At 48.9% G+C, this 21,839-nt stretch carries 11 protein-coding genes; 1 reads left to right on the top strand and 10 read right to left on the bottom strand.

Annotated elements, in window-relative coordinates; translation table 11 throughout:
- Window positions 1-12: 12 nt before the first annotated feature.
- From GWG06_RS12675 to GWG06_RS12640, 8 genes are all read right to left on the bottom strand, one after another.
- Window positions 13-8,955 carry an Ig-like domain-containing protein gene (locus GWG06_RS12675; protein ID WP_160713626.1) on the bottom strand — a complete coding sequence of 2,981 codons (8,943 nt, stop codon included), beginning with the start codon at window positions 8,953-8,955 and terminating at the stop codon, window positions 13-15.
- A 48-nt stretch (window positions 8,956-9,003) separates the two neighbouring features.
- Window positions 9,004-10,299: a DUF4302 domain-containing protein gene (locus GWG06_RS12670; RefSeq protein ID WP_160713624.1), complete on the bottom strand. Its 1,296-nt coding sequence runs from the start codon at window positions 10,297-10,299 to the stop codon at window positions 9,004-9,006.
- Between the two features lie 10 nt (window positions 10,300-10,309).
- Entirely contained in the window at window positions 10,310-11,209 is a 900-nt protein-coding gene (locus GWG06_RS12665; protein ID WP_127041693.1) for a zinc-binding metallopeptidase, read from the bottom strand.
- Window positions 11,210-11,329: 120 nt separating this feature from the next.
- Window positions 11,330-12,817 (bottom strand): RagB/SusD family nutrient uptake outer membrane protein, encoded by a 1,488-nt coding sequence (locus GWG06_RS12660; RefSeq protein WP_160713623.1) that lies wholly within the window; start codon window positions 12,815-12,817, stop codon window positions 11,330-11,332.
- A gap of 10 nt (window positions 12,818-12,827) precedes the next feature.
- A complete protein-coding gene (locus GWG06_RS12655; RefSeq protein ID WP_127041697.1) occupies window positions 12,828-16,472 on the bottom strand; it encodes a SusC/RagA family TonB-linked outer membrane protein in 3,645 nt (1,214 codons plus the stop codon).
- 417 nt (window positions 16,473-16,889) lie between these two features.
- Complete coding sequence (locus GWG06_RS12650) at window positions 16,890-17,894, bottom strand: FecR family protein (RefSeq protein ID WP_127041699.1); 1,005 nt, start codon at window positions 17,892-17,894, stop codon at window positions 16,890-16,892.
- A 104-nt stretch (window positions 17,895-17,998) separates the two neighbouring features.
- Window positions 17,999-18,598 (bottom strand): RNA polymerase sigma factor, encoded by a 600-nt coding sequence (locus tag GWG06_RS12645; protein ID WP_127041701.1) that lies wholly within the window; start codon window positions 18,596-18,598, stop codon window positions 17,999-18,001.
- Between the two features lie 397 nt (window positions 18,599-18,995).
- Window positions 18,996-19,283: a hypothetical protein gene (locus tag GWG06_RS12640; protein WP_160713621.1), complete on the bottom strand. Its 288-nt coding sequence runs from the start codon at window positions 19,281-19,283 to the stop codon at window positions 18,996-18,998.
- Between the two features lie 348 nt (window positions 19,284-19,631).
- On the opposite strand from GWG06_RS12640, the gene GWG06_RS12635 reads away from it, so the two are divergent.
- Window positions 19,632-19,832 (top strand): hypothetical protein, encoded by a 201-nt coding sequence (locus GWG06_RS12635; RefSeq protein ID WP_160713619.1) that lies wholly within the window; start codon window positions 19,632-19,634, stop codon window positions 19,830-19,832.
- Here the strand turns inward: GWG06_RS12635 and GWG06_RS12630 are convergent.
- On the bottom strand, window positions 19,829-20,485 hold the full coding sequence (locus tag GWG06_RS12630; RefSeq protein ID WP_160713617.1) for a hypothetical protein: 657 nt from the start codon (window positions 20,483-20,485) through the stop codon (window positions 19,829-19,831). The two genes, GWG06_RS12635 and GWG06_RS12630, sit on opposite strands and share 4 nt — an antisense overlap.
- Before the next feature lie 200 nt (window positions 20,486-20,685).
- Entirely contained in the window at window positions 20,686-21,822 is a 1,137-nt protein-coding gene (locus GWG06_RS12625; protein ID WP_127041709.1) for a glycoside hydrolase family 88/105 protein, read from the bottom strand.
- Between the last annotated feature and the right edge of the window lie 17 nt (window positions 21,823-21,839).

Genomic DNA, 21,839 nt, shown 5'->3' with positions numbered 1-21,839 from the left:
TGAACTTTTCGTTTAACGGATCAGGTTAATCACGCCTTTCTTCTCAACGGTGGAGCCGTCTTTCAATACCAGGTGGCATACGTAGATGTATACGCCTGAAGGCAGCGGCTTACCTTTGTAAGTACCGTCCCATCCTGGTTCCTGGCTGTTTGTTTCAAACACTTTTTCACCCCACTGATCAAAGATGGCCATGTGAATTTTGTTGATGATATAGCCGTATACTTTCAGCATATCATTCTTCGCGTCACCGTTAGGTGTGAAGGTGTTGGGGATATAAATACCATCCGGCAGTGTTTTACCTTCCGCAGGATCAGATATTTTCTCTTCGCAACCTTTCACTTTTACAATGAGCTTCACCGTCTGCTGTGGCTGTAATCCGGCTACCAGATGCACGAGGCCCTGACGTCCGGAGCTTGGAGCCATCCAGGTACGGCCGCCGTCGATGGATACTTCGTATTCTGTAGCATTAGGTACTGCCTTCCAGGAGAAGCGGATCAGGTTTACACCTACTGTATCCACTTTCACTACCGGCGTGGTCAGTACCGGCAGTACATGTACTACTGCTCTGGCTCTTACTTCACCGGGGCATCCGTGGGTTACTGCTTCCAGGTACCAGGTACCGCCGGCAGCTATTGCCCTGATCGTATAGTCGTTACCGGTAAAGAGCAGGTTACCGCCTGTTGGTGCGTCGTACCAGTTATACAGTACGCCGGCCTGTGGATTTTTAGCAGAAAGGGTTACATCAGATCCGGCACACACGGTCATCGAATCTTTCACCAGTGATGCAATACCAGGTGCATAAACTTCCACTTCCTTGGTGGTATCGCCTATACAGCCTTCGGCAGCTACTATACTCAGTTTCACACGATGTATGCCCGGATATTTAAATTGTTTGACGGTATCTTTCGCTGCAGAGGAAGTAGTATCTCCGAAGTTCCAGTTCCACTTGCTGATACCCACGTTGTTGCTGGTGGTAGCACTACCCTTGAACTGTGCCGGGTCGTTTACGCAACCGGAGAACAGGGTGGTGAAATCAACTACCGGCGCAGGTATTACCTTCACTGTCAGTACAGATTCAAAACTGTTGCTGCAGCTTTCAATATCCGGATGAGAGATCAGGATAGGCACATTGTAGTTGCCCGGCGCAGAGAATACATAATCGCCCTGCAATACAAAACGATAGTATTTCCTTTCATTCGCAATCACGGAATCTACCGGTACCGGGTTATCCTGTGATACATCCGCATTTGGCGTAAGGTTTTTCACCTGGCTCAGTTTCCATATGAGTTTGGTCGGTTTAACCGGCACCATCATAGAGAAGCGGAACGGCGTTTTCGCGCAGGTGTAGGTATTGTTGTTGCCGTTCGGGTTCATCACGTTACTGAATGACGGCAGGATGTTGAGGTTCTTTACGAGCGTACCTGCGTTGTAACCATAGCTTTCAAATCCGCCGAGGCCATAGGTAATAGCGGTAAACGCTGAATCACTGCTGACATTACACTGTGCGGAGGCAGCTTCCCATCTTTTCACCACTACGCTGTAGCCTGGCATATGAGGATGCACATACGTATAGTCGAACACGTTACTGCCGTCTATCCGTAAAGAACCCACTCCTGCTGTTGGTATGATAAGGGTCAGATAATTGACGTTGATTACCTCTACTGTATTCCTGTATAATCCTACCTGCTTGATACCCTGTTCGAGCGGGCTGATATAGATCATTTCAGGGTCGCCGTCACCATCGGTATTTTCGCACTCTCCGGAGGACGACATATACTGGGCCACCATTACCGGCTGATCACTTTCGATGTAATCAGCTGTCTGGCTTTCGTACTGATAGAAACGTTTGTTGATAAGTCCTGTCAGCAGCGTACCGTTCACTTTCACTTTAGTGGCTGTGTCTTTCACCAGCACGCGATAGATATTGCCCATTAACAGGGTGGCATCGTCTGCGTTGGAGGTAGGCGCGGTAAGGTATTTTTTACCCCATGCCTGTGACGGGAAGTTCTGCTGTATCAGGTTATCGCCGGATCCGGTGCCTGCTGCGCCGCCGCAACCAATACCGGTACGGCTGCTGCCGGAGAATACGGCTACGGGGTAGCACTTGCCGTCGCCATTAACGATGGATTTCACGTGGCTGCCGGAGAGGTCATATCCTTCGCCGAAAGAGCCGGGCAGCAGTGCGCCGAGCACCTGATATACTTCACCTTTATTCAGTGTCACCGTAAACGTCTGGTTAGCTGGTTTGCCTGCCAGCGTTGGCACACTTGGTGTAATTTCCACGGTTGTATTGTCGTAGTCGGCTACCACATAGAACCAGGAATAGGTATTGGTCTGATAATACTGACGGGAAGTCAGCGCATAGTAATCGTAACCATAGGTACCTACCGGCAGCAGCATGGTGGCGCCGGAAGAGGTGTTGCCATAGATGTGCGCATAGGCTACAATCGGCACATCGCTTTCAATGCTGATACCTCTGTCTGACCAGCCTTCATCAAGCAGGCGGGAGTCGTTCACGCCTACCTTAGGCATAATCTCCGTGGTAATGGTTTTATTGGCCGGTATGCGGTATGTACGCTCCCACCCTGTTCCGTTGATTTTTACTACTACGTTGGCAGAATCCTTCGCGTTAAGATACAGCACCATGTTCTGCATATTGGTGGTGCCGAAGAACTGGTGGTGACCATATCCTACCCAGAAGCGGGTACCGCGGTTGGAGCTGTCTGCCGGCTGCAGCAGCTGAGGTCCGTTGTTACCGCCGTTCAGACCTGTGAATTTATCCAGGTAATGCAGGCTGCTGTCGATGATGACATTTTTAGCATCATCCACACGGCTCAGCGAATCTGTAATCCATTTATTGGTGCTGTCAGTTCTCGCCAGTCTGATTTCTTTCTGACGTTTGATATAACCCTGCCAGGAGTCAACATAATACTGGTTAATATTAAAGTTGTACACACTGCCCGTCGGAGTGGCATCCACATCTGTATAGAAGTACATGAAGTCTGTACCGGCTGCCACATTTGGCGGTTTCACGCCGGAATAGCGCCTTACGGTAAGATCTGTCGGTAAGGTGGTAGTGCCGTTCCAGGTAATTTTGGTAACGGTATCGGTACCGAACATGAATGTCTGCGTAATGCCGGCCGCAGGTGCTGCCGGGAAGGCCGGCAGTACAGGAGGCGTAGACGTAGGCAGGAACTCATAGGCGCCCATATCCGGCACCCCATCTTTCAGGATGGTAGGTCTTGGATTACCGTTGATGTCCTTATCGTTTCCAGGCACCTGTACACCGCGGCCATGGATAGCCCATACTTCAGGATCTGCAATGGCAGGCTGTAAGTCGGACGCGCTCACAAAGGCCGGTTTGTACACAATGGAACTTCCGTCTACACTGCTTCCGGTGCGGTATGCCTCGAAATTGGCGTAACTGGTGGCAGGTGTGCCCTGGCGTACCAGCACGGTTCCTTTGGTATACAATGTATTGTAATCGCTGTTGAGATAATTCGGATCACCGATATACAAAGCCCTTCCGCTGGTATCTGAAGCGAAGATGTTATTCCTCACTTTCAGCACACCATAGATGGAGGATGCTGCGAGGTAACCCGCATAGTTGTTGGACGTACCGGTGGAGCTGTTCAGTATACTGTTGTTGTTGATATTCAGCGGACCACTATATTCTGTATAGAATCCATAGGAGTTGCCTGCGGAGGTCTGTATGCTGATTACGTTGTTAACAATGTTGATGTTTTCTGAACTGCTGACAGTAATACCGCGCAGGTCGCCGGTAAGGCCGCCGCGGAGATATACTTCGTTGCCGTTCACCTGTCCGGGTGCGCTGGAAACAGGCTCGGAAGCAGTGTTGTAAATACCGTAAACACGCTGCGCTGTGTTGGAAGCATAGATGCGGTTACGGCTAACGGTAAACGAAGAGTCGCTGTTATCAGTATAAATACCATAGGCGGTAGATGCCAGCGGACCACTCAGCGTTACCTTGTTCTTACGGATACGCAGGTTATTCACATAATCGGCATAGATACCGTAGTCGTGCGGTTGCTGTATGGTGTTACTGTCTATCGTTACGCCGGGCGACATATCATTGCCATAATCATTGCTCCAGTATACACCGTAGGTACCATTGCTGATGGTGTTACCGCTGATAACGTTAGCAACGCCGAGGCAACGTTCTGCATACACGCCGGAGAGGTTAACACCTGTTCTGAGTGTTGCCGGTAATACAACCGCTGCCTGATGCAGACTATCATACGATGATCTGTTGGCAAATTCAACACCGCGTGCATACACGGTATCGAGCGGTTTGATGGTTATTTTATTCCAGGTTACGTAATCCACACTGTCCAGTTTCAGCACATAGTTGCGTGCGGACGTTCCCTTGTATCCGAGTGTAACATTTGCTGCCACACCGGTACGGCTGGTGAAGGTCACGCGGCTGGTATCTGATGCACCCGGAATATGGTGCATTACAATCTGCTCTGTATAAGTGCCGCTTTCCGCTTCGAAAACAACGGCGCCGGCTATACCGCATTCCAGCTTAGCCACTGCAGCCGTGAAAGACTGGAAGTTGGTGGCTGTTGAAGGCTGCGCCGGATTAATGGAATAGGTTCCCTTCAGTAATGGCGGGTTCAGGTTAACTGCTACCGGTGCGGAATAAGCGGTATCGCCACCATTACATACCACCGCGCAGCGGTAGTATTTCAACGGACCGGCAGTTGTGTTAAACACGCTGGTAAACTGCGGACTACTGATGTATTTCCACGGCCCGGTGGGTGAACCTGAATGCTGCCACTGATAGGTTTGTTTACCGCCTTTGCTGTTACCGGTGAGGTCCAGTTTAATAGCGGTACCCATACAGATCAGCGTACCCGGATCTACGGTAGCAGTACCCGGAACAACCGGTGCTGTACAATCAGGGATGGTTACTTCATAAGCACCCACGTCAGGCGTATTGGCATTTCTGGCAGTACCCAGGATATCCACGGTTACGCCTTTGCCTTTACCGGTGTTGTCCAGCGGAGAAATTACCTGGGCAAGATTACCTGCTGCCAGATCCGCATACACAGGCTGTATGGCGGTAGAGTTGCTGTCCAGTTTAGTACCGGCTCTCCAGTCGGCCAGGGTGATATAGTCCGTAGCCTCGCTGCCGGTGAAGGTTCTGTTGGCAACACCTTTTACATAAATATTGTTGTAGTCAGACTGGAATCCGTCTGTACCGTTTATCTCCAGACCGTATCTGTAACCAGGGCCGGTTCTGCTGATGTCAAGAATGTTATTGAAGAACGCCACACCTGCCACTGTTCCGGACTGGAACAACCCGGTTAAATCCACATCGCTGGTGCTCTTGCTGTCATTCAGGGCAACTGTATTATGATAATATACCACATTGTCGCTGCTGTAGTTGGATAAACCACGTACGTCTCCTGCGCTGACGATGTCATATATCGTATTGTTGATTACTTTGGAAGGATTGGCTGCAGTAGCATCAGCATAACTATGTTCAATACCATAGAAACTGTTGGTGCTGGTGAGTGCGCCGCCAAACATATTGTGCATGCGGTTACCGCTGATGATCACGCCATCGGATTTACTGCCGACGGAAATCGCATAGGTAGAATAGCTCACGGAAGTGCGGGCAGGTCTTGCGATATCATTATGATCTATCAGGGCGTTGGTATTATTATATAAATACACTCCGTAATAGTAGAAGTCACGGATGCTGTTACCTGCAACGGTGTTGTTGGTACCATTACCATATACCAGCACACCGTAGTAGCCGCCGGTAATTTTGTTGTTGCGGACAATATTGCCATCGCAGTTATTGTTATCGCCGGAAGCAGCATAATTTTCTGAACCATTGATAACAACACCGGCATAGCTGCTACCGGTAGAGGTAGTGTTCACCAGTATCTGGGAGTTGATGATACGGTTGCTGTCAGCATTGCTGAGCAGCTGCACGCCATACCCGTTGGAGGTAGCCTGTGTTACATCAATCACCAGGCTGTCGAAGGTGATATAATCCGCACTGCGTAGTTTAATCACGGCACGTTCGTTGTCATCAACCGGTTTAAAGCGGATGGTATCGCCGTTGCCTTTAAAGGTAATGGTGTTGACAGCAGAAGTACCGGCAATGGAATCCAGCACCAGCTGTTCAATATACGGACCGGAGCCGGCCACTACATTGAATACCACCGGACCTGCTATACCGCATTCCATCGCTGCTTTGGCTGCATTGAAGCTGACAAAGTTGGATGCGCTGGCAGGCTGGTTTTTATTAATGGTATAATGATTACCACCGGGGAAGGCCGGGTTAACGGTCAGCAGTACCGGATCGCTGTAGCTGGTATTGCCACTGCATGTAACGGCTACACGATAATATCGTGTTGCTGCAGAGGTGATAACAGTATCCGGATTGGAAAGCACATTACCGAGATTGGTATAAGGGCCGGCAGCAACAGATGCGCTCTGCCACTGATAAGTCTGACCCAGTCCGATACTATTGTTAATCAGGCTCAGGGCTACCTTTCTGTTCACGCAGACAGGCGTATTGCTTACGGTAGCTGCACCTGCCACCGGCGGTGTCACGCAGGGGCCGGGTGTAAACTCGTAAGCGCCTATATCCGGCGTGGTAGTACTTCTCACAGCATTGTTAACATCTACGGTGATACCTCTCGGAATACCTTTATTATCGATGCTGGCATTCGCGGGTTGATAATTACCGGAAGCCGGCGCAACAAACAAAGGATTAGAGGCCAGCGAAGCGGTGTCCTGCGAGGAAGCAGTCTGCCAGTCGAGCAGCGTAGCGCGGTTGGCAGTATAATAACCGGTATAGCTGGTACCTCCGGGTGCGGAGAGGAAATACAGGTTGCGGTTGGCATGAATGGTACCGTTGGTGGCCGAGAAGTAAACAGCATACTTGCTGCCGCCACCACCACGGGTTACGGAGATCAGGTTATTCAGGAATTCTATACCATCGGCCTTGGTGGTCTGATAGAACCCGCGCGTGGTATAGGTGGCAGAGTTGGTAGAACTTCCATCCATCACAATGGTATTGTGGAAATACCATACGTTATCGGAGCTGGAGTTATAGATACCATAGGCATCTCCCTTACCGGTGAAGTTATAGATAACGTTGTTGCTGACTATATTTTCCAGCTGCACCAGGGCATCTGTGCTGGTAAAGTAAATACCATAGGCAGAAGAAGTGCTGCTTGTTACGCCGCCAAACGGATTGCTGATGCGGTTCCGCGTGATATTGGCCTTGGTATTCAGGTCTGAAAAATAGATCCCATAGAAGGCGCCTGCGTTGAATCTGGCAGGTCTGCTGATATGGTTATTCTCAATTAATGTATTAAATGATCCGAGCGCATACACGCCGTAGTTATAGAATTCACTAATGGTATTGTTGATGATACGGTTGTTACCATTGGCCATGGTATTGCTTCCTGTCATCACGATACCATAATACCCGCCGATGATTTTATTACCATCGAAAGTATTGAAATCGCATTTTGCGCTGCCGGTAGTAGTAGGAGAAGTAACAGAGCTACTGATGACTATACCTGCGTAGGCAGAAGAGGAACTGGAAGTGGAATCCACAATGATAGTACAGTTTTTAACAGCGTTGTAGTCTGCATCATTGGTAAGTCCTACGCCCCATCCGTATCCGGAGGAGCCTGTGCCGGTAGCTTTTATCACCAGGTTGCTGAAGGTGATATAGTCGGCATCATTCAGCTGAATAACTGCGCGGTTGCCGCTGGTGCCGGTGAATCTGAGCGTATCTCCGTTACCGTTAAAAGTAATGGTGTTGGCAGCAGAAGCGCCGGGGACGGGCTGCATGTTCAGTTGTTCAATATAGGGGCCGCTGCCGGCAACAACATTGAAAACAATAGGCGCATTGATACCACACTTCATGAAGTTGTAGGCATCATTGAAAGAGCCGAAAGTATTGGGGGCAGTCGGATGTAATCTGTCGATGAAGAAGGTACCGCCTGCCAGTGTGGGCGAGGTAACGGTAACGGTGGTGGAGTTGGCGCTCTGGCTGCTGCCTGTACAGGTTACCACGCAACGATAGGTAGTGGTGGCTGCTTGTGAGGTTGTGAGCTGATTGGTAGTAGCGCCGGAGATATTTGTCCAGGTGCCCGGAGTGGTGGATGCCTGCCACTGGTAGGTAAGTCCGGAGGCCAGGGTGGTGCCGGTCAGTTTCAGGGTAAAGCTGGCATTGAGGCATACGGTGGAGGCGCTGGAAGTAACAGTACCGGCGGTAGGTGTGCCTGTACATGCGGATGCCAGCGTCCATACAAAGGTGATGTCGGGCCGGGTGGTCATGCTACCGGTATTCTCGGTTTCTGCGGTACCACAAAGGTTGTCTTCATCATCGGCCCGGTAGGTATGTGAGCCGTTGAAGGAAAGCCCGGTAGTATAAGGCACTTCCACATTCTTGGTGTAGAAGGTGGCGCCGCTGCTGGTGGGCGAGCCGCTGCAGACTTCTACTACAATATTGTCGGTGCCGTTCCAGAACATCGGGCTGGCCAGTGTAAAGGAGTTGGTACCGGCAACGGGGGTATAGTCTGCCGGTGCAAACACTACGTTAGGGGCGTTCTCCCAGGAATTATCACTGAGAGATGCGGTGGTAGTGGTACCGATCCTGATAGCGTATTGCTCGATGAGCCCTGCTCCGTTCAGGTTTTTGACAAAAAACTTGAGGCCGCTGACAGCGCCTGGCCCCATACCTGCCGCGGTCAGTTCCGCAGCGGTGTACAGGTATTGCGCCCTGTTGCCCTCATAATAATCCTGTAACGGGCATGGATATCCGATATCCGAGTTACCGCTGGTGGCGCTGCCGATACTGATATTCACCTGGGCAGAAAGCCGGCAAACCAGTATCAGCAACAGGGCAGTGAGCCATGTTGACCGGTATAGGAAAGAAAGCGTATAATTTCTCATATAGTGAACGTTTTCTGGTTTTTCAGTTTTAGTTGATGTGAGGGATCATCAAAACACCCATGTAATCCATGATTTACCGTCTGATGCACTTACCATATCATAGGTTTTCTCGGAAGTGCGGACGATGTAGAAGCCGGATTTACCTTTCATGAGTGCGCGGGTATTGTTCACCGGTGCGGCTACCGGCGGGGTTCCGAATACCCTGTATTCATTGAAGACAACGCGGCCGTCATCGGTGAAGGTGGGCGGATAGTACAACACGCCGAATTCAATGCCGGGCTGTCCGCCCTGGGCCGGGGTGATGGCAAATCCCAGCACATCCGCGGAAGATTCGTCGCCGGGCCAGTAGACCATGCCGGCCAGTGAGGGAATGGAGCGGATATCAAACGCATCATCCACCCCGTTGACATGAAATCCGTCTGCTGCCTGCCAGTAGGATTTGTTGTCCTGCGCGGTTCTGTACCAGCGTTCCGGTGCGCTTATATCCAGCACTTCAGGACGAACGGATTCAGTAATGGCTGCTGCTGCCTTATTGATTTCGCAGGTGATACTGCTACCCGCCCACCTGATGTTTTCAATACTGCTGATGATAACATCTCTGGCGGTATCCTTAAATGCGGGCGACAGGGCCACACCTGAAGCAGTGTAATGGTAGCCGGTTACAACGGATCTCACTTTACCGTTGGCAGTCCACCTCAGCTTTATCTGGTGTAAATTTTTATTTACTTCCACATCATAGCTGGCGGTAGCCGTTACCAGCTTCTTGAAATAGGTCAGGAATCTGGATATACTGTCAATACCGCGGTTGATACGATGCTGGTAGTAATCGTCCTTATCCTGCTGAGTGGCCTTTATCAGCACCGCTTTACTGCGATGAAAACGGCCGGTGAGTACCAGCGTATCGCCATGCATACCGTTGATGGCAAACTCGAAGTCTGAGCCAAGCCCCTGGCCGTATTCACCGCCGTTTTCACCGGCATCCGGATCACAAAGCACATGGATATAGGAATAAGTATCGAACAGTAAACTCGGTTGCTGCAGGGCTTTCAGCCGCCAGCTGCTTTCCTTGACAGTACCGGTGGATGCTGCATTGATATCGCTGAACATCTGCACCCGGTTGGAAGCGTTGAACTGCAGGTAAAAGCTGAATACGCTGCCCGGCACGCCGGCAGGATATATCAGCGCTTTCCAGCCATAAGGAGCCTGCACCAGCAGCTGCTGGTAGTGGTGGAGCGTATCGTTGATACGTTCATCAGGAGATTTGTCGAATACCGGATCAGTTTCCTTTTTACAGGCGTACAAACCGGCAAGTATCAGTATTAAGCTTAGCGTAATTTTTCTCATACCAATAGTTTTAATACAACAGCTGAACAATTTCATTGCGGGTGCGCGCCTGCAGACTATAGAAGCTGATGCGCCATACTGTCTGGAAATAACTTACCACCATGGCCTCCTTCTTGCGGAGCCGGTTCCGGGCTTCTTCCTGCGAAACCCCGTTGACACTGTATCCCGGAGGAATGCTGTTCACAATCTTGTCAAATCCGTCTTTCCCTTCCACCAGCATCACGGAAATCATCTCTACAAAATCCTCATCGTAGGCAGACATGGCGTAGGGTGTTACAAAGCCATCGCGGCGGGCATCCATGTCTTCAATATTGTTCCAGTTGGCGGTGTACAGCCCGGCGCAGATACGTTTGAATTCTACGGGGTACATAATGGTCTGATGCAGGATGTGACCAAATTCGTGTTCAATGGTGTGGAACATCTGTTTTACATTGGCGGTGTCTTTCAGTTTGTATCCGGGCATATCCTTGGTCAGGAAATCGTTGAGGAGATACAATACCACTTTACGGCCGCCTTCAGCAGTACCCAGGGTGATGGTGCCGTTTTCATTCCAGCTGGCACTGCCGGAGAGAATGAAAAACTTGGGGCAATATCTTTTGAAGAATAATTCTCCCGCCTCCGCGATATAGGTATTCATCCATACCTTTTTGATAGCGCGCATCACCGGAATAATTTTTTCCTCACGGGCAGGCACCAACGTTTTGTTCAGTTCAAATTCAAACTGATCCCATTTGTACTTCACGGCAATATTATACGGCCGTGTGAGCGTATCATACAACCATTGGTCCAGTGGCCCTTTTACCCAGGTATCGCCACCCAGGCCGGGGATATCATCCACCCTGCCCATATCATCTTTCTTACTGCATGCCATCAGCAGGAATAAGGAGATGGAGAGAAGCAACATTTTCATATTTGAGATTTTATTATTTGAATATTTAATTATTCATTTTGGAATTTTCGGATTTGATGGGTACGGACTCCTTCGTGGCAAATCATAAAATCCGTAAATCCGTAAATCAAAAAATTTCATTCACCTTGGGTTGAGTTCTACGCCGGAAGTAGTGGCAGCCTGCGGGATCTGGAATACGCAGCGTTTGTCGCCGGCTTTCAGTTCCAGTACAGCTCCTTCGCGGGTGGTATGTACAACGGTCATTTTGTAGCGTTGCAGATCAAACCAGCGCATCCCTTCCTGTAAAAATTCAGCACGTTTGAAATCGAGGATGGTATGTATCAGTCCGGCTTTTACGTCGCTGATGGCGTAGAAGCCCTGAATACGATCCAGGGTGATTTCATGGGCGCCGGGGTTATAATTGCGTATACGTTTGCTGGCGTAGAGGTTCAGATCTTTCAGCACTTCACTGGTATTCATCAGGTGAGCATTAGCTTCTGCCCTGTTGAACAAAACTTCTTCGGTTGTGAACAGTGGCGTCATCACATAGGTCTGGCCAATGGTGGCATTCACGGATGATTTCACAAAATATTCCGTCAGCTTGGGTACGAAATAATCCTGCGAGCCATAGTAGTATACCGGGAAAGCCCAGCGGCCTCCGGTAACATTATAGCCCAGTATCTGTATCTGGTGGGCATAATCGAGGTCGTAGCGGTAACGGCCTACATTGCGGCCATATAAGGAATTGGTTTCCGCGATCAGCAGGTTGGCGTTTTCTTTGGCATTGGCATAAATATCATTCAGCTGATCGGGCGACATACTGCTGTAACTCGTATTCCATGGGCGCATGTTATTGGCTACATCATTGTTGGAGAAAGTCTGGTTGGCATAGCTGATCACTTTCTGATAATCTTTTTTATAGAGATAGAAGCGGGTGGCAAAAGCATAGGCTGCGCTGCGGTTGAAATGGAAACGGGGCACGCTGTAGGCGTCATCGCTGATGAGCGGAAGTCCTTCCAGCAGATCTCGTTCAATCATGTCATATACATAGGCTACCGTGCGGCGCTGATACTGTTTGATCACCACTGTTTCCGGTTCTGTTACATAGGGAATGCCCGGCGCGCCGGCGGCTGTGGCAGGGTCGTACATGGCTGCGAAAATATTCACCAGCATAAAGTGCGCATAGGCACGGGCGATCAGGGCTTCACCACGCTGATGGGTATACGCTGATTTGTCTTCCGCCTTATCGCAGGCCTGTAATGCCTGGTTGGTAGCGGCAATGGCTTCGTAGCAGGCATGCCAGTAGGCTTCGGGGGAATCGGCATCCACAGACTGTATGTCGCGGAACATATAGGCGTCCTGGTTAGGGCGGTCATAAACGCCTACGCCTTTATCGGCTACGTTGTCTGACATCGCTTCGCACATCGCTATGTAGCTGGATTGCGGATAAGCGGTGCCTAGCAGTTTGGAAACCTTGGCAGGGGTGCTGAGATCAGTCCAGGTACTGTCTGGCACCTGCTCCAGGTATTTTTTACAGCCGCAGAGGGATAGTATGCCGGCGGCCAGGATAACAGCTGCCAGCGGTTTAAATATGCGTGTATAGGTTGACGTTATGTATAGCGGTTTCATATTTGCTGTTTTAGATGCCTACTTTGATGGATAGCGTGAACTGTTTCTGTATGGGCTGCGCTACGCCGCCGGAATTGAAGAACTCAGGATCCTGCCCCTGCAGCTTTTTGTCGGCATAAATCAGCCAGGGATTCACCGCAGCGCCGGTAACAGACATGCTGTTGAAACCAACAAGGCGGATCAGGGAAACCGGCAGCTGATAGGTAAGCGACACTGTCTTCAGCCGGATGAAATCACCTTTGGCCACTCTTTCGGTTGAATAGTTGTAATTATTATAGGGATAGGCGCCGCGTATCAGCGTTTGTTCAAATGCATCCACAATAGAAGGCACCCTTGTTTTACCTTCATCCCCCGGCATTACCCAGCGGTCGTAAAACTCTTTGGGCATCGCATCGAGATCAGAATAGGATGTTTTGAAAGCAGGATACAGGCGTATTTTATTCCCCCACTGGTAGGTAAAGAATACATTGAGGGAAAGGGATTTGTAACGGAAGGTGTTGGAGAAACCGCCCGTCACCGGAGGATCTACCGGGCCTTCATATACCAGGTGGCTGGTATTCAGGTCCTGCAGGAACACATCAGAGCTTACAGCGCCTTCGTGATTAATGAAAGAAGGTATGCCGGATTTGGGGTCCAGGCCCTTGTACTGCAGGGAGAACAGGCTGCGCACCGGGTAACCTTCCTTGTTACCACCTTCCGCCACTACCAGGTCAAAGATGCCTGGAACGTTTTTGGCGTTGGTGATTTTGTTGGTATTGTAACCGAAGGTGACATTGGTTTTCCAGGTGAAATTCTTTTTACGCATCACATCCCCTCCTACCATTATTTCCACTCCCTGCGAGCTCATATCTGCGTAGTTGGCGGCTTTGTAGGTTTCGCCTCCTATACCGGACGTTTTGATAATGCTGATGAGGTCAAAGCTTTTACGGGTATATACATCCACGGAAAAGTTCAGCCTGTTGCTAAAGAATCCTCCGTCCAGCCCCACGTTGGTAGTATACAGTTTCTCCCAGGTAAGATCATCGTTCTGCAGATGTGCCAGCCTGATGACAGACTCCACTTCATTGAGGTGTGGTCTTCTGGTATTAATTGTCTGATAGACAATATTGGAGTTGGTGGCGGGTCCCATACTGGCGGTGAGGCCGTAGCTGGCACGCAGGGTAAGATAATCCAGCCAGTTCAGGCGCGCGGCAAACGGCTCCCTGTCTATATTCCAGGAACCGGCAATGCTCCAGGTGGGGAGCCATCTGGCCTTGCGGGACTGACCTAATCTGTTGGAGCCATCATAGCGGCCGGTGGCGGTGAGGTTATATTTGTTATTGAAGGCATAGGTACCTGAAGCGTAGAAGGCTGCAAAGCGGTCATAGTCGCGGCCCATGCTGTAATAAGGAAAATTGCTTTCAATGGTTTGTTTCAGGATACGGTAATCCAGGAAAGGCGTTCCGCCATTATCATACTGGTAGCCGTAGCCGGTATTGGAAGCATTCTGGCGGTCAGCATATTTCACCTGCTGGCCGATCAGTACGTTGATATTATGTTTCTGCGCGAAGGTATCCGTATAGGTGATACCGTTACGGAAGTCGAAATTCATCAGCTGATCTTCCGTACGGTTGTAGAAACCACCGGCGGGCAGCACTATGACCGGCTGTGCATCGGGATCATCAGGATTATGGTACAGAAATTTATTTCTTCTGGCGATGGTAGCATTGCCTGCAGCGCGGTATGCATTGGCCATGTTGGCACTTTCTGTAATCTGGTGTTCGCGCGAGGACTTCACATACCTGATCGCGCCGGTGAATTCATAACGGATATTTTTGGTCAGCTTCCAGCCCAGATCTCCCTGCAGGCGGAGATCCATCATATTGAGGTCGAGAAAATTATTTTTCAGTTCGTTGATGATATTAAAGGGAGCATAGTTTCTCCTGAAAAATTCCATATTGCCGTTCTGATCATAGGCAGTTAACGTACGGCTGGTGTTGAGGGAATAGCTGAACGGGTTGATATCGAAGTCGCGGTCATACTGGCCTTCCACGGGGTTACTGCTACGGGTGAGCGCGCCGGGAGCCTTTTGCTGACGCACAGATGCCAGCGCGGAGAATCCGGCTGACAACCTGTCTGTGAATTTATAGGTATTACGGTAGTTGAGCGTATATCTGTTAACCTTATCTGCCAGGGTCCAGCCGTTATCGCTGAAGAAGCTGGTAGAGAAATAGGATTGCGATTTATCTGTACCGGAGGAGATACTGAGAGAGTGTTCCTGCACGAAGTTGTTCCGGAAGAGTAATCCGAACCAGTCTGTATTGGCGTTGGCGTATCGCAGCAGGAATGCTTTCCTGGCAGCCGGATCGTTAATAACGGGAAAACCGCCGTTGGCGTCCGCATCCATCAGCTCGTACATTTTCCCGAACACGCCGATATCAGCGCGGGAGAGAATGTCGGAAGTCAGGATTCCTTTCCTTTCCAGTTCCGCCAGTACAGACATCTGCTGTCCGGAGTTCATGATATTGAAGTTGTTGTAGTTGGGTTTCAGCTGGGTACTGAAATTGCCGCTGTAGGCAATAACGGGCTTGCCTGCACGGCCTTTTTTGGTGGTGATGACCACCACGCCGTTCATGGCGCGCGCACCGTACAGGGCAGCAGCAGCGGCATCCTTGAGGATATCGAAACTTTCAATATCGTTGGCATTAAGCCCTGCCACCGCAGAGCCGAGCAAGGTAGTAGGATCGCCGCTGGAGAGCTGGTCGTTGGAGATGTTCACCACATCTTCCAGCACCACCCCGTCTACCACCCAGAGGGGTTTATTATCACCGTTGATGGAGGTGGCGCCGCGAACACGGATTTTGGGAGCAGTACCAAAAGTGCCGGAAACGTTTTGTACGGCAAGACCAGCCACACGTCCTTCCAGCATACGGCTTACATCTACAACACCTTCTATGCGCGCATCCTCACTTTTCAGGCGGGTGGCGGCGCCGGAGAATTTGCTTTTATCGATACTCTGGAAACCGGTTACCACCACTTCCTGAAGACGGGTGGGTTTTTCCTTGAGGATAATACTGAGGCTGCCGTTCTTAAACTCGCTGGAATGTACTTCTTCCATTTTATACCCTGTGAAGTTGAATACCAGTACAGCATCGCCGGCAACTCGCTTTATTTCGAACTCCCCTTTGGCATTTGTGGTGGTGCCGCGGCCGGAGCCTTTGATAAGGATAGATACCCCCGGCAGCGGTTCTTTCTTTTCAGATACCACCACGCCTCTAACATCAGTAAGTTTTGGCTGTACCTGTTTCAGTATGCCCGTTTGCGTTAGTCCGGTAATTTTCCTGTTCGCATCGTGTTTGATAACGATACGGTCATAGATAACGCTGTAGGACAGTGCATAGGGTGTCAGTATTTTATTAAGGAGGTCCCCTACTTTTTCGTTATGGGCGGAGACGCTTACCTTATTGGCATTGAGGGCATCGTTACCCACATATACAAAGGATACTTCAGCGAGGTTACTGATTTTATCCAGCGCATCCTTGAGTACCACGTTGCGTAGCTGAATGGTAATTTTTTTGTCCAGTGCATCCTGAAGGTCCGCAGCGCTGGCCCTGGCATGTAGCACAGCCATGAGCAGCGTGACAAAACATAGATAGTGTTGTGCTTTTCGTAACATATTAGTGTTTGTTTGTTCGTTCATTTCGGGTAATAGGATGCCCTATCCGGTTCTTCGTAAAAACCGGGCAAAGAAGGGCCTTCTGCGGTGCAGTGATGTTTAACTCAGTGTGAAACTGATGGAATAACTAACCAGACAGGTATGATGTTACTTGTACCATGTGATGGATTTAGTTCGGTTGATATATAATGACTACGAAATTTTTCCGGGAGTATTGGCAATAGGATCCCTGTTGATTAAATACGGCGTATTTAATCAAGGCAGATAACCAGGTATGAAATAGCATTTCCGGGCTAAAAGTTAACAGGATAGCTTACCAGCAATACAACATAGATCCTCCTGAGGCCAGGTCAATAGCTACACAACAACAAATGTTTCATTTTGCAGTGATTTTGGTTAACGGTTTTCTTCAATTGGTTATTGGCAATTTCCACCTTCTATCGTGTATCCGTTCCCGTTATTGTCCCTGTTTATTCTGGCATTTAAGGTTACGGCAATTAAAGTCAGCGCCTGCTGCAGATCGTCAGCAGTATTAAAATCTCCGTAGAAGCTGCAGTTACTGAGGCTGCCGGCGGCTTTTACAGGGATATTGTAAAAACGCTGCAGATCATTCAGGACCTGTACTAACGGTGATCCTTTGTAAATGAACTTTCCATTTCTCTTCTGGGAGAAGAACCGCGCATCATCAGTAGCATCATAGAGTACCAGGGCTTTCGAGGCCGGGTGATAAACGGCGCTTTTGTTGGCTTTCAGTACCAGCTGATTTTTGCCGGCATCTCCATCGCGGGCATTTACCTGCACCATTCCTGAGACTACAGTTACCCGGGCTGTGTGACCGCTGCGTGCTTCCATATTGAAAGAAGTACCCAGTACTGTAGTGCTGATCAGTGCAGAAGAAATTACAAACGGATGGCGGGCTTTATGGCTTACCTCGAAAAAGGCTTCTCCGTTCAGACTGAGTTCTCTTCCGCTTTTCCCGAAATTTTCGGGATAGGTAATGCTGGAGCCTTTCTCCAGGAATACGAGGGAGCCATCCGGTAATGTCAATGTTTTCCTTTCATTTCCACTGTTCATCACCAGTTGCTTCACCTGTTGCTTTGCCACCAGATACCAGGAGGCGCCCGCTATGAGCACTGCTGCTGCCGCTACAGCTATTTTGCGGCGGTACAGCGAGAAGATACCGGTAAATGGTTTCTTCGTAATGCCGGCACGCTGATGGATTTTCTTCAGCAATTGGACAGACAAGCGTTCATCCAGCAAATTCTTTACGTCAGGGGCTTCTGCCTGATAATATTCTTTTGCTACCGCTTCCAGGTCAGACAGATCGTTCTCTTCCAGGTACTGTAGCATCCATTCCTGCTGTTCGGCAGACCAGTTATCAGTATGTAGCAGTTGTCTGAGGTATTCCTTTCTGTTGTACACTATCGTGTCTGTTTAATGTAAATACACCGGTTGATAAATAATGGGGGGGTCTTTGCTTAAAAAAAAACATATTTATTTAATACTAATACAATTAATCGTCAGAATTAATTCGATGAATTGAGATAGCTGAAATAAATAAGTAGTATAATGATATATCTGCGATCCCCGTTACGCAGCATATAGTCGTTCAGCTTTATCATGGCAGCTGATAAATGTTCTTTAACGGTATTTCTTGAGATATTCAATTCGCTGGCTACTTCATCATACGTTTTGCCTTCAAGCTTACAACGGGTCACAATTGTTCTTTTCTTCGGAGATAACTGCGCAATAGCCTGTTCCAGCAGGTTATACTGCTCTTCATCCATATTCTTCCTGTCGAGCACCAGCTGATCCTCTGCATCCAGGTTAAAGAGATTCTTATGGAGGGCCTGTTCCCGCAGTTTCTTGCGGACATAATTCACGGACAGGTTAAAGCTGATGACAAAAAGCCACCCACCCACTGATTGTGTGGCCTGTATCTCCATCCGCTTCTCCCATAACCTGGCAAATACTTCCTGTAAAATGTCTTCCGCTGCTGCTCCATCTTTCACAAATTTGAGAATGTTGCGGTACACGGCCTGATGATACTTCCAATACAAGCTGTCAAAGGCGCTCACGTCGCTGGTTTGCAGCAGTAAAACCAATTCGGCATCTGTTTTATTCATATCTCTTCTTTTATATAAATCATACCGTGGAATACAATTTATATGGCCAAGAAAAAAAGCCAGGTTTCCCAAGTACAATGGCCTTCCATTCAGCCGTATAAATTAGTAACAAATATTATTATTTAACAATTTAATTCGCATTAATTATAATTATAAATTATTATATACGTATTAAGAAACGTATAGCTCAGAAAGGAGAGAATATGTGGGGGAACAGACAATTAATTTCCGTATAAAACAGCGAACTCAGTGCTGCTTCCGGACCACCAGAATAACTCACCCAACTTTCTGAAAACGTTTTAAACCGGGATCATGACCGGTTTCATTAAACTGCTTAAACACCTGCCAGCCTTATCTTTCCGGTGACAGCATGATTTCCTTTTCCAACGCGTGCGATCTAGCTGCCGGCAGCTTCTTCCTCCGGCACGATACTTTTCCGGATACTGTTTCCAGTAATCACCTCTCTACCCGTAAGTACCGTGGCGCCTATCAGTCCTGTGACAAAATTACGTATATGCTTCACCGTATACACTGCGACCGGCCGGCTGTAACAAGGCAAGGCTGCCATACATCCGTTACTTCCCAAATACTGCCCGATCATGTTGGTATTCCTGCCTTTCGTAGCATCCTTACAGGAAACGGGGTTGTTCACTTTCAGTAATACATCATCATTTTTCTTTCTCAAAAAACGGCGGTACAAAATTGTATCCTTTTCTTGAACCGCTTTTATCGTCCGGTTGGCTACCACCTGCTGCACCGTTTCCCTGCACCTGCCGGCAACGGAAACAGTATGGTATTGCGCCGGTAAATACATCTTTCCGGCCGGTTGAGGCTGAGTAACCGCCAGGCAACAATGCAATACTATCGCTGATTCGGGTATACAACTCCTTGACATAAGCAGGTAAGGGTTTTACACGGCATGACAATTTACAATAATTAAGTATATAAATCAGGGTTTTCAGAACCCAGGGGAATTCATAGCCTATTTATAATTGTCAGGACAAAATAGATTATTTTTCCTAAATTTGTTAACATGGAAAATAATAATTCATATCAGCAAAGAATAATTAAAAATGATATGCTGCTGGCTTTCTCCCTGTATCTGGACGGAGGCTTCAGAGCTGTAGAAAGAATATTTCCTGAATACACACAATTCGTATCTGAAAATAAAGATAAAAGTCTCAGCGCGGTAAAGAAACTTTTATTTTCTTCTCCCCGCCATAATTGCCTTTAAAACGTTATACTCTTCTCCTTACTTTTTAAATAGGCCCCCAGAATACGTAAAGATTCTCCATTATCATCCAGGTAAAACTCTCCTGTCCAACTGTATCCATTTATACGCCAGAATTCCCGCCCCTCCTCAGTAGCCAGCAATTCCTCTAATGTCTTTTCTTTCCGGTTCCTGCTTTTCATCCACAGATTGAAATCGGAACTATCCGCAGCGACCATTACATAACCTAACCGGCCCCAACAATAATAGCCGGCCCATTTAACATCTTCATACTCATCCGGCGCACTGGCAACTGCATTCAGCTTTCTGAACAAATGCTTTTTCGCAGTTTTTATCTGTGTGATTAACAGGTTGGTGGCAATGCCTTTCTTTTGCTGATATACATGCATATGACGATTCAGTATTGTCTTGTATCCAAAATCAATGGACCTTACCAGATCGTAACTGTCCGTAAATATTTTAACATGAATAATATCTGCTTCATGAGAAGAAAGTATCTCCACCCGGAGTCCGGTGGTGCCGGGCTGAATACCACCACATAAATCGATCAGTTCCTTCAGGGTTACGTTATACTTTGTTAAGATATGGTGTACATCATTATTGCTGACATACTGCCGTAAAGCGTCTTCATACGCGGGGTCACTTGTCACATTCACAGGGGGTTAATTTCACAACAATTTACAACTTACGCTGCTGAAGAATACCTATGCAGTTGTTAATTATTTGCAGACGTTTGCTATACAAAAATCCGCTAAAACCCTTTACTAACAACACTTACAACAGAACACTACATCGGAATGCATAAAAAAGCGGAGACCAGATTACTGATCTCCGCCAGAAAAAAATTGATATCACCTTAACGCAACAACGCTGTAGCACACCACAGCACCGGCGCCTGCCCGTGCATATCGCCGGTAATACGGCCGCGGTCCAGGTAGTACTGGCGGTTGTTCTTCTTATTTGTCCCCTCGCATACTTCCCGCATATCCGCATTATCATCCAGATGCCCGATCAGCGCCAGCCAGGCCTTGCGGGCTGCAGGCCCGTACGTATCCGCATCCAGCCAGCCCTGCTTTACACCGGTAATCATCGCGAAGGCAAACATACCAGTGGAAGACGTTTCCGGCCACGATGCAGGATCATCGATAAGCTGCCGCCACATGCCGTCTGCTGCCTGATACTTCAGCAGTGAAGCCATCATTTTCGTATAGCCCTGCATGATACGTGCACGGTCAGGATTATTCGCCGGCAGCGAACGTAACAACTCGCTCATACCTGCCGCCATCCAGCCGTCGCCACGCCCCCAGAAAAAAGGCACATCCGGTGCATGATAAAACAAGCCGTTGGGCTGCTGCAGGGAATCCAGGTACACCACCATCTCCTTAGCAGCACGGTCAATGTACTGCTGATCGCCGGTAGCACGGTATGCCTGCGATTGTACTGCGGTAATCATGAACATGTCATCTATCCACATACGCGTCTGCCACGTAAGTCCTTTGGCGGCAAACTCGTGCGATGCCGGCTTTACATGCGGTCCTTCCGGCGTCCCCCACTGCTTGTCTGCAAACCTTTTCCCCATCTCCAGGTACTCCGGCTTTTTAGTCTGCATATACAATTCCAGCGGTATAGCGCCGAACACGGTATGATCTACATGGTCCGGCTGCGGCACCAGGGAAGCCTCCGTGGTAAAAAACGGCTCAAAGCGTTTAGCCAGGTCCGTAGTCAATCCCTTGTTACCGCTTTCCCGGGCAAAAGTAAGGGCTCCATACCAGGTACATACTTCCGGATACGTGATGCGCGACGGCAGCCCCGGCCGCCCGAAATTAGGATGCGGCGATGCTATAAAGCGCGCTGCCACCCGCTGACCAACCTCTTTCGGAGAGCATCCCGCCGGAAACTTCGTCAGATCCGATTTCTTAAACTTGTGCTGAGCATGGGCTGCGATGGAAGTCATCATCACACCAGACAACAGCCCGATTACCAAACGTTTCATATAGTGGACATTTTGAT

It is taken from the genome of Chitinophaga solisilvae, assembly GCF_009928525.1.
GTDB lineage: Bacteria > Bacteroidota > Bacteroidia > Chitinophagales > Chitinophagaceae > Chitinophaga > Chitinophaga solisilvae.
The sequence above is the reverse complement of the archived record's forward strand: the minus strand, read 5'-3'. Positions and strand labels throughout refer to the sequence as shown.

What these genes read in the sequence shown, in the direction of transcription:
- GWG06_RS12635 (WP_160713619.1), top strand. Translation starts at nt 19,632, where the DNA reads ATGGAAAATAATAATTCATATCAGCAAAGAATAATTAAAAATGATATG.
- GWG06_RS12655 (WP_127041697.1), bottom strand. Translation starts at nt 16,472, where the DNA reads ATGTTACGAAAAGCACAACACTATCTATGTTTTGTCACGCTGCTCATG.
- GWG06_RS12660 (WP_160713623.1), bottom strand. Translation starts at nt 12,817, where the DNA reads ATGAAACCGCTATACATAACGTCAACCTATACACGCATATTTAAACCG.
- GWG06_RS12670 (WP_160713624.1), bottom strand. Translation starts at nt 10,299, where the DNA reads ATGAGAAAAATTACGCTAAGCTTAATACTGATACTTGCCGGTTTGTAC.
- GWG06_RS12675 (WP_160713626.1), bottom strand. Translation starts at nt 8,955, where the DNA reads ATGAGAAATTATACGCTTTCTTTCCTATACCGGTCAACATGGCTCACT.
- GWG06_RS12625 (WP_127041709.1), bottom strand. Translation starts at nt 21,822, where the DNA reads ATGAAACGTTTGGTAATCGGGCTGTTGTCTGGTGTGATGATGACTTCC.
- GWG06_RS12665 (WP_127041693.1), bottom strand. Translation starts at nt 11,209, where the DNA reads ATGAAAATGTTGCTTCTCTCCATCTCCTTATTCCTGCTGATGGCATGC.
- GWG06_RS12645 (WP_127041701.1), bottom strand. Translation starts at nt 18,598, where the DNA reads ATGAATAAAACAGATGCCGAATTGGTTTTACTGCTGCAAACCAGCGAC.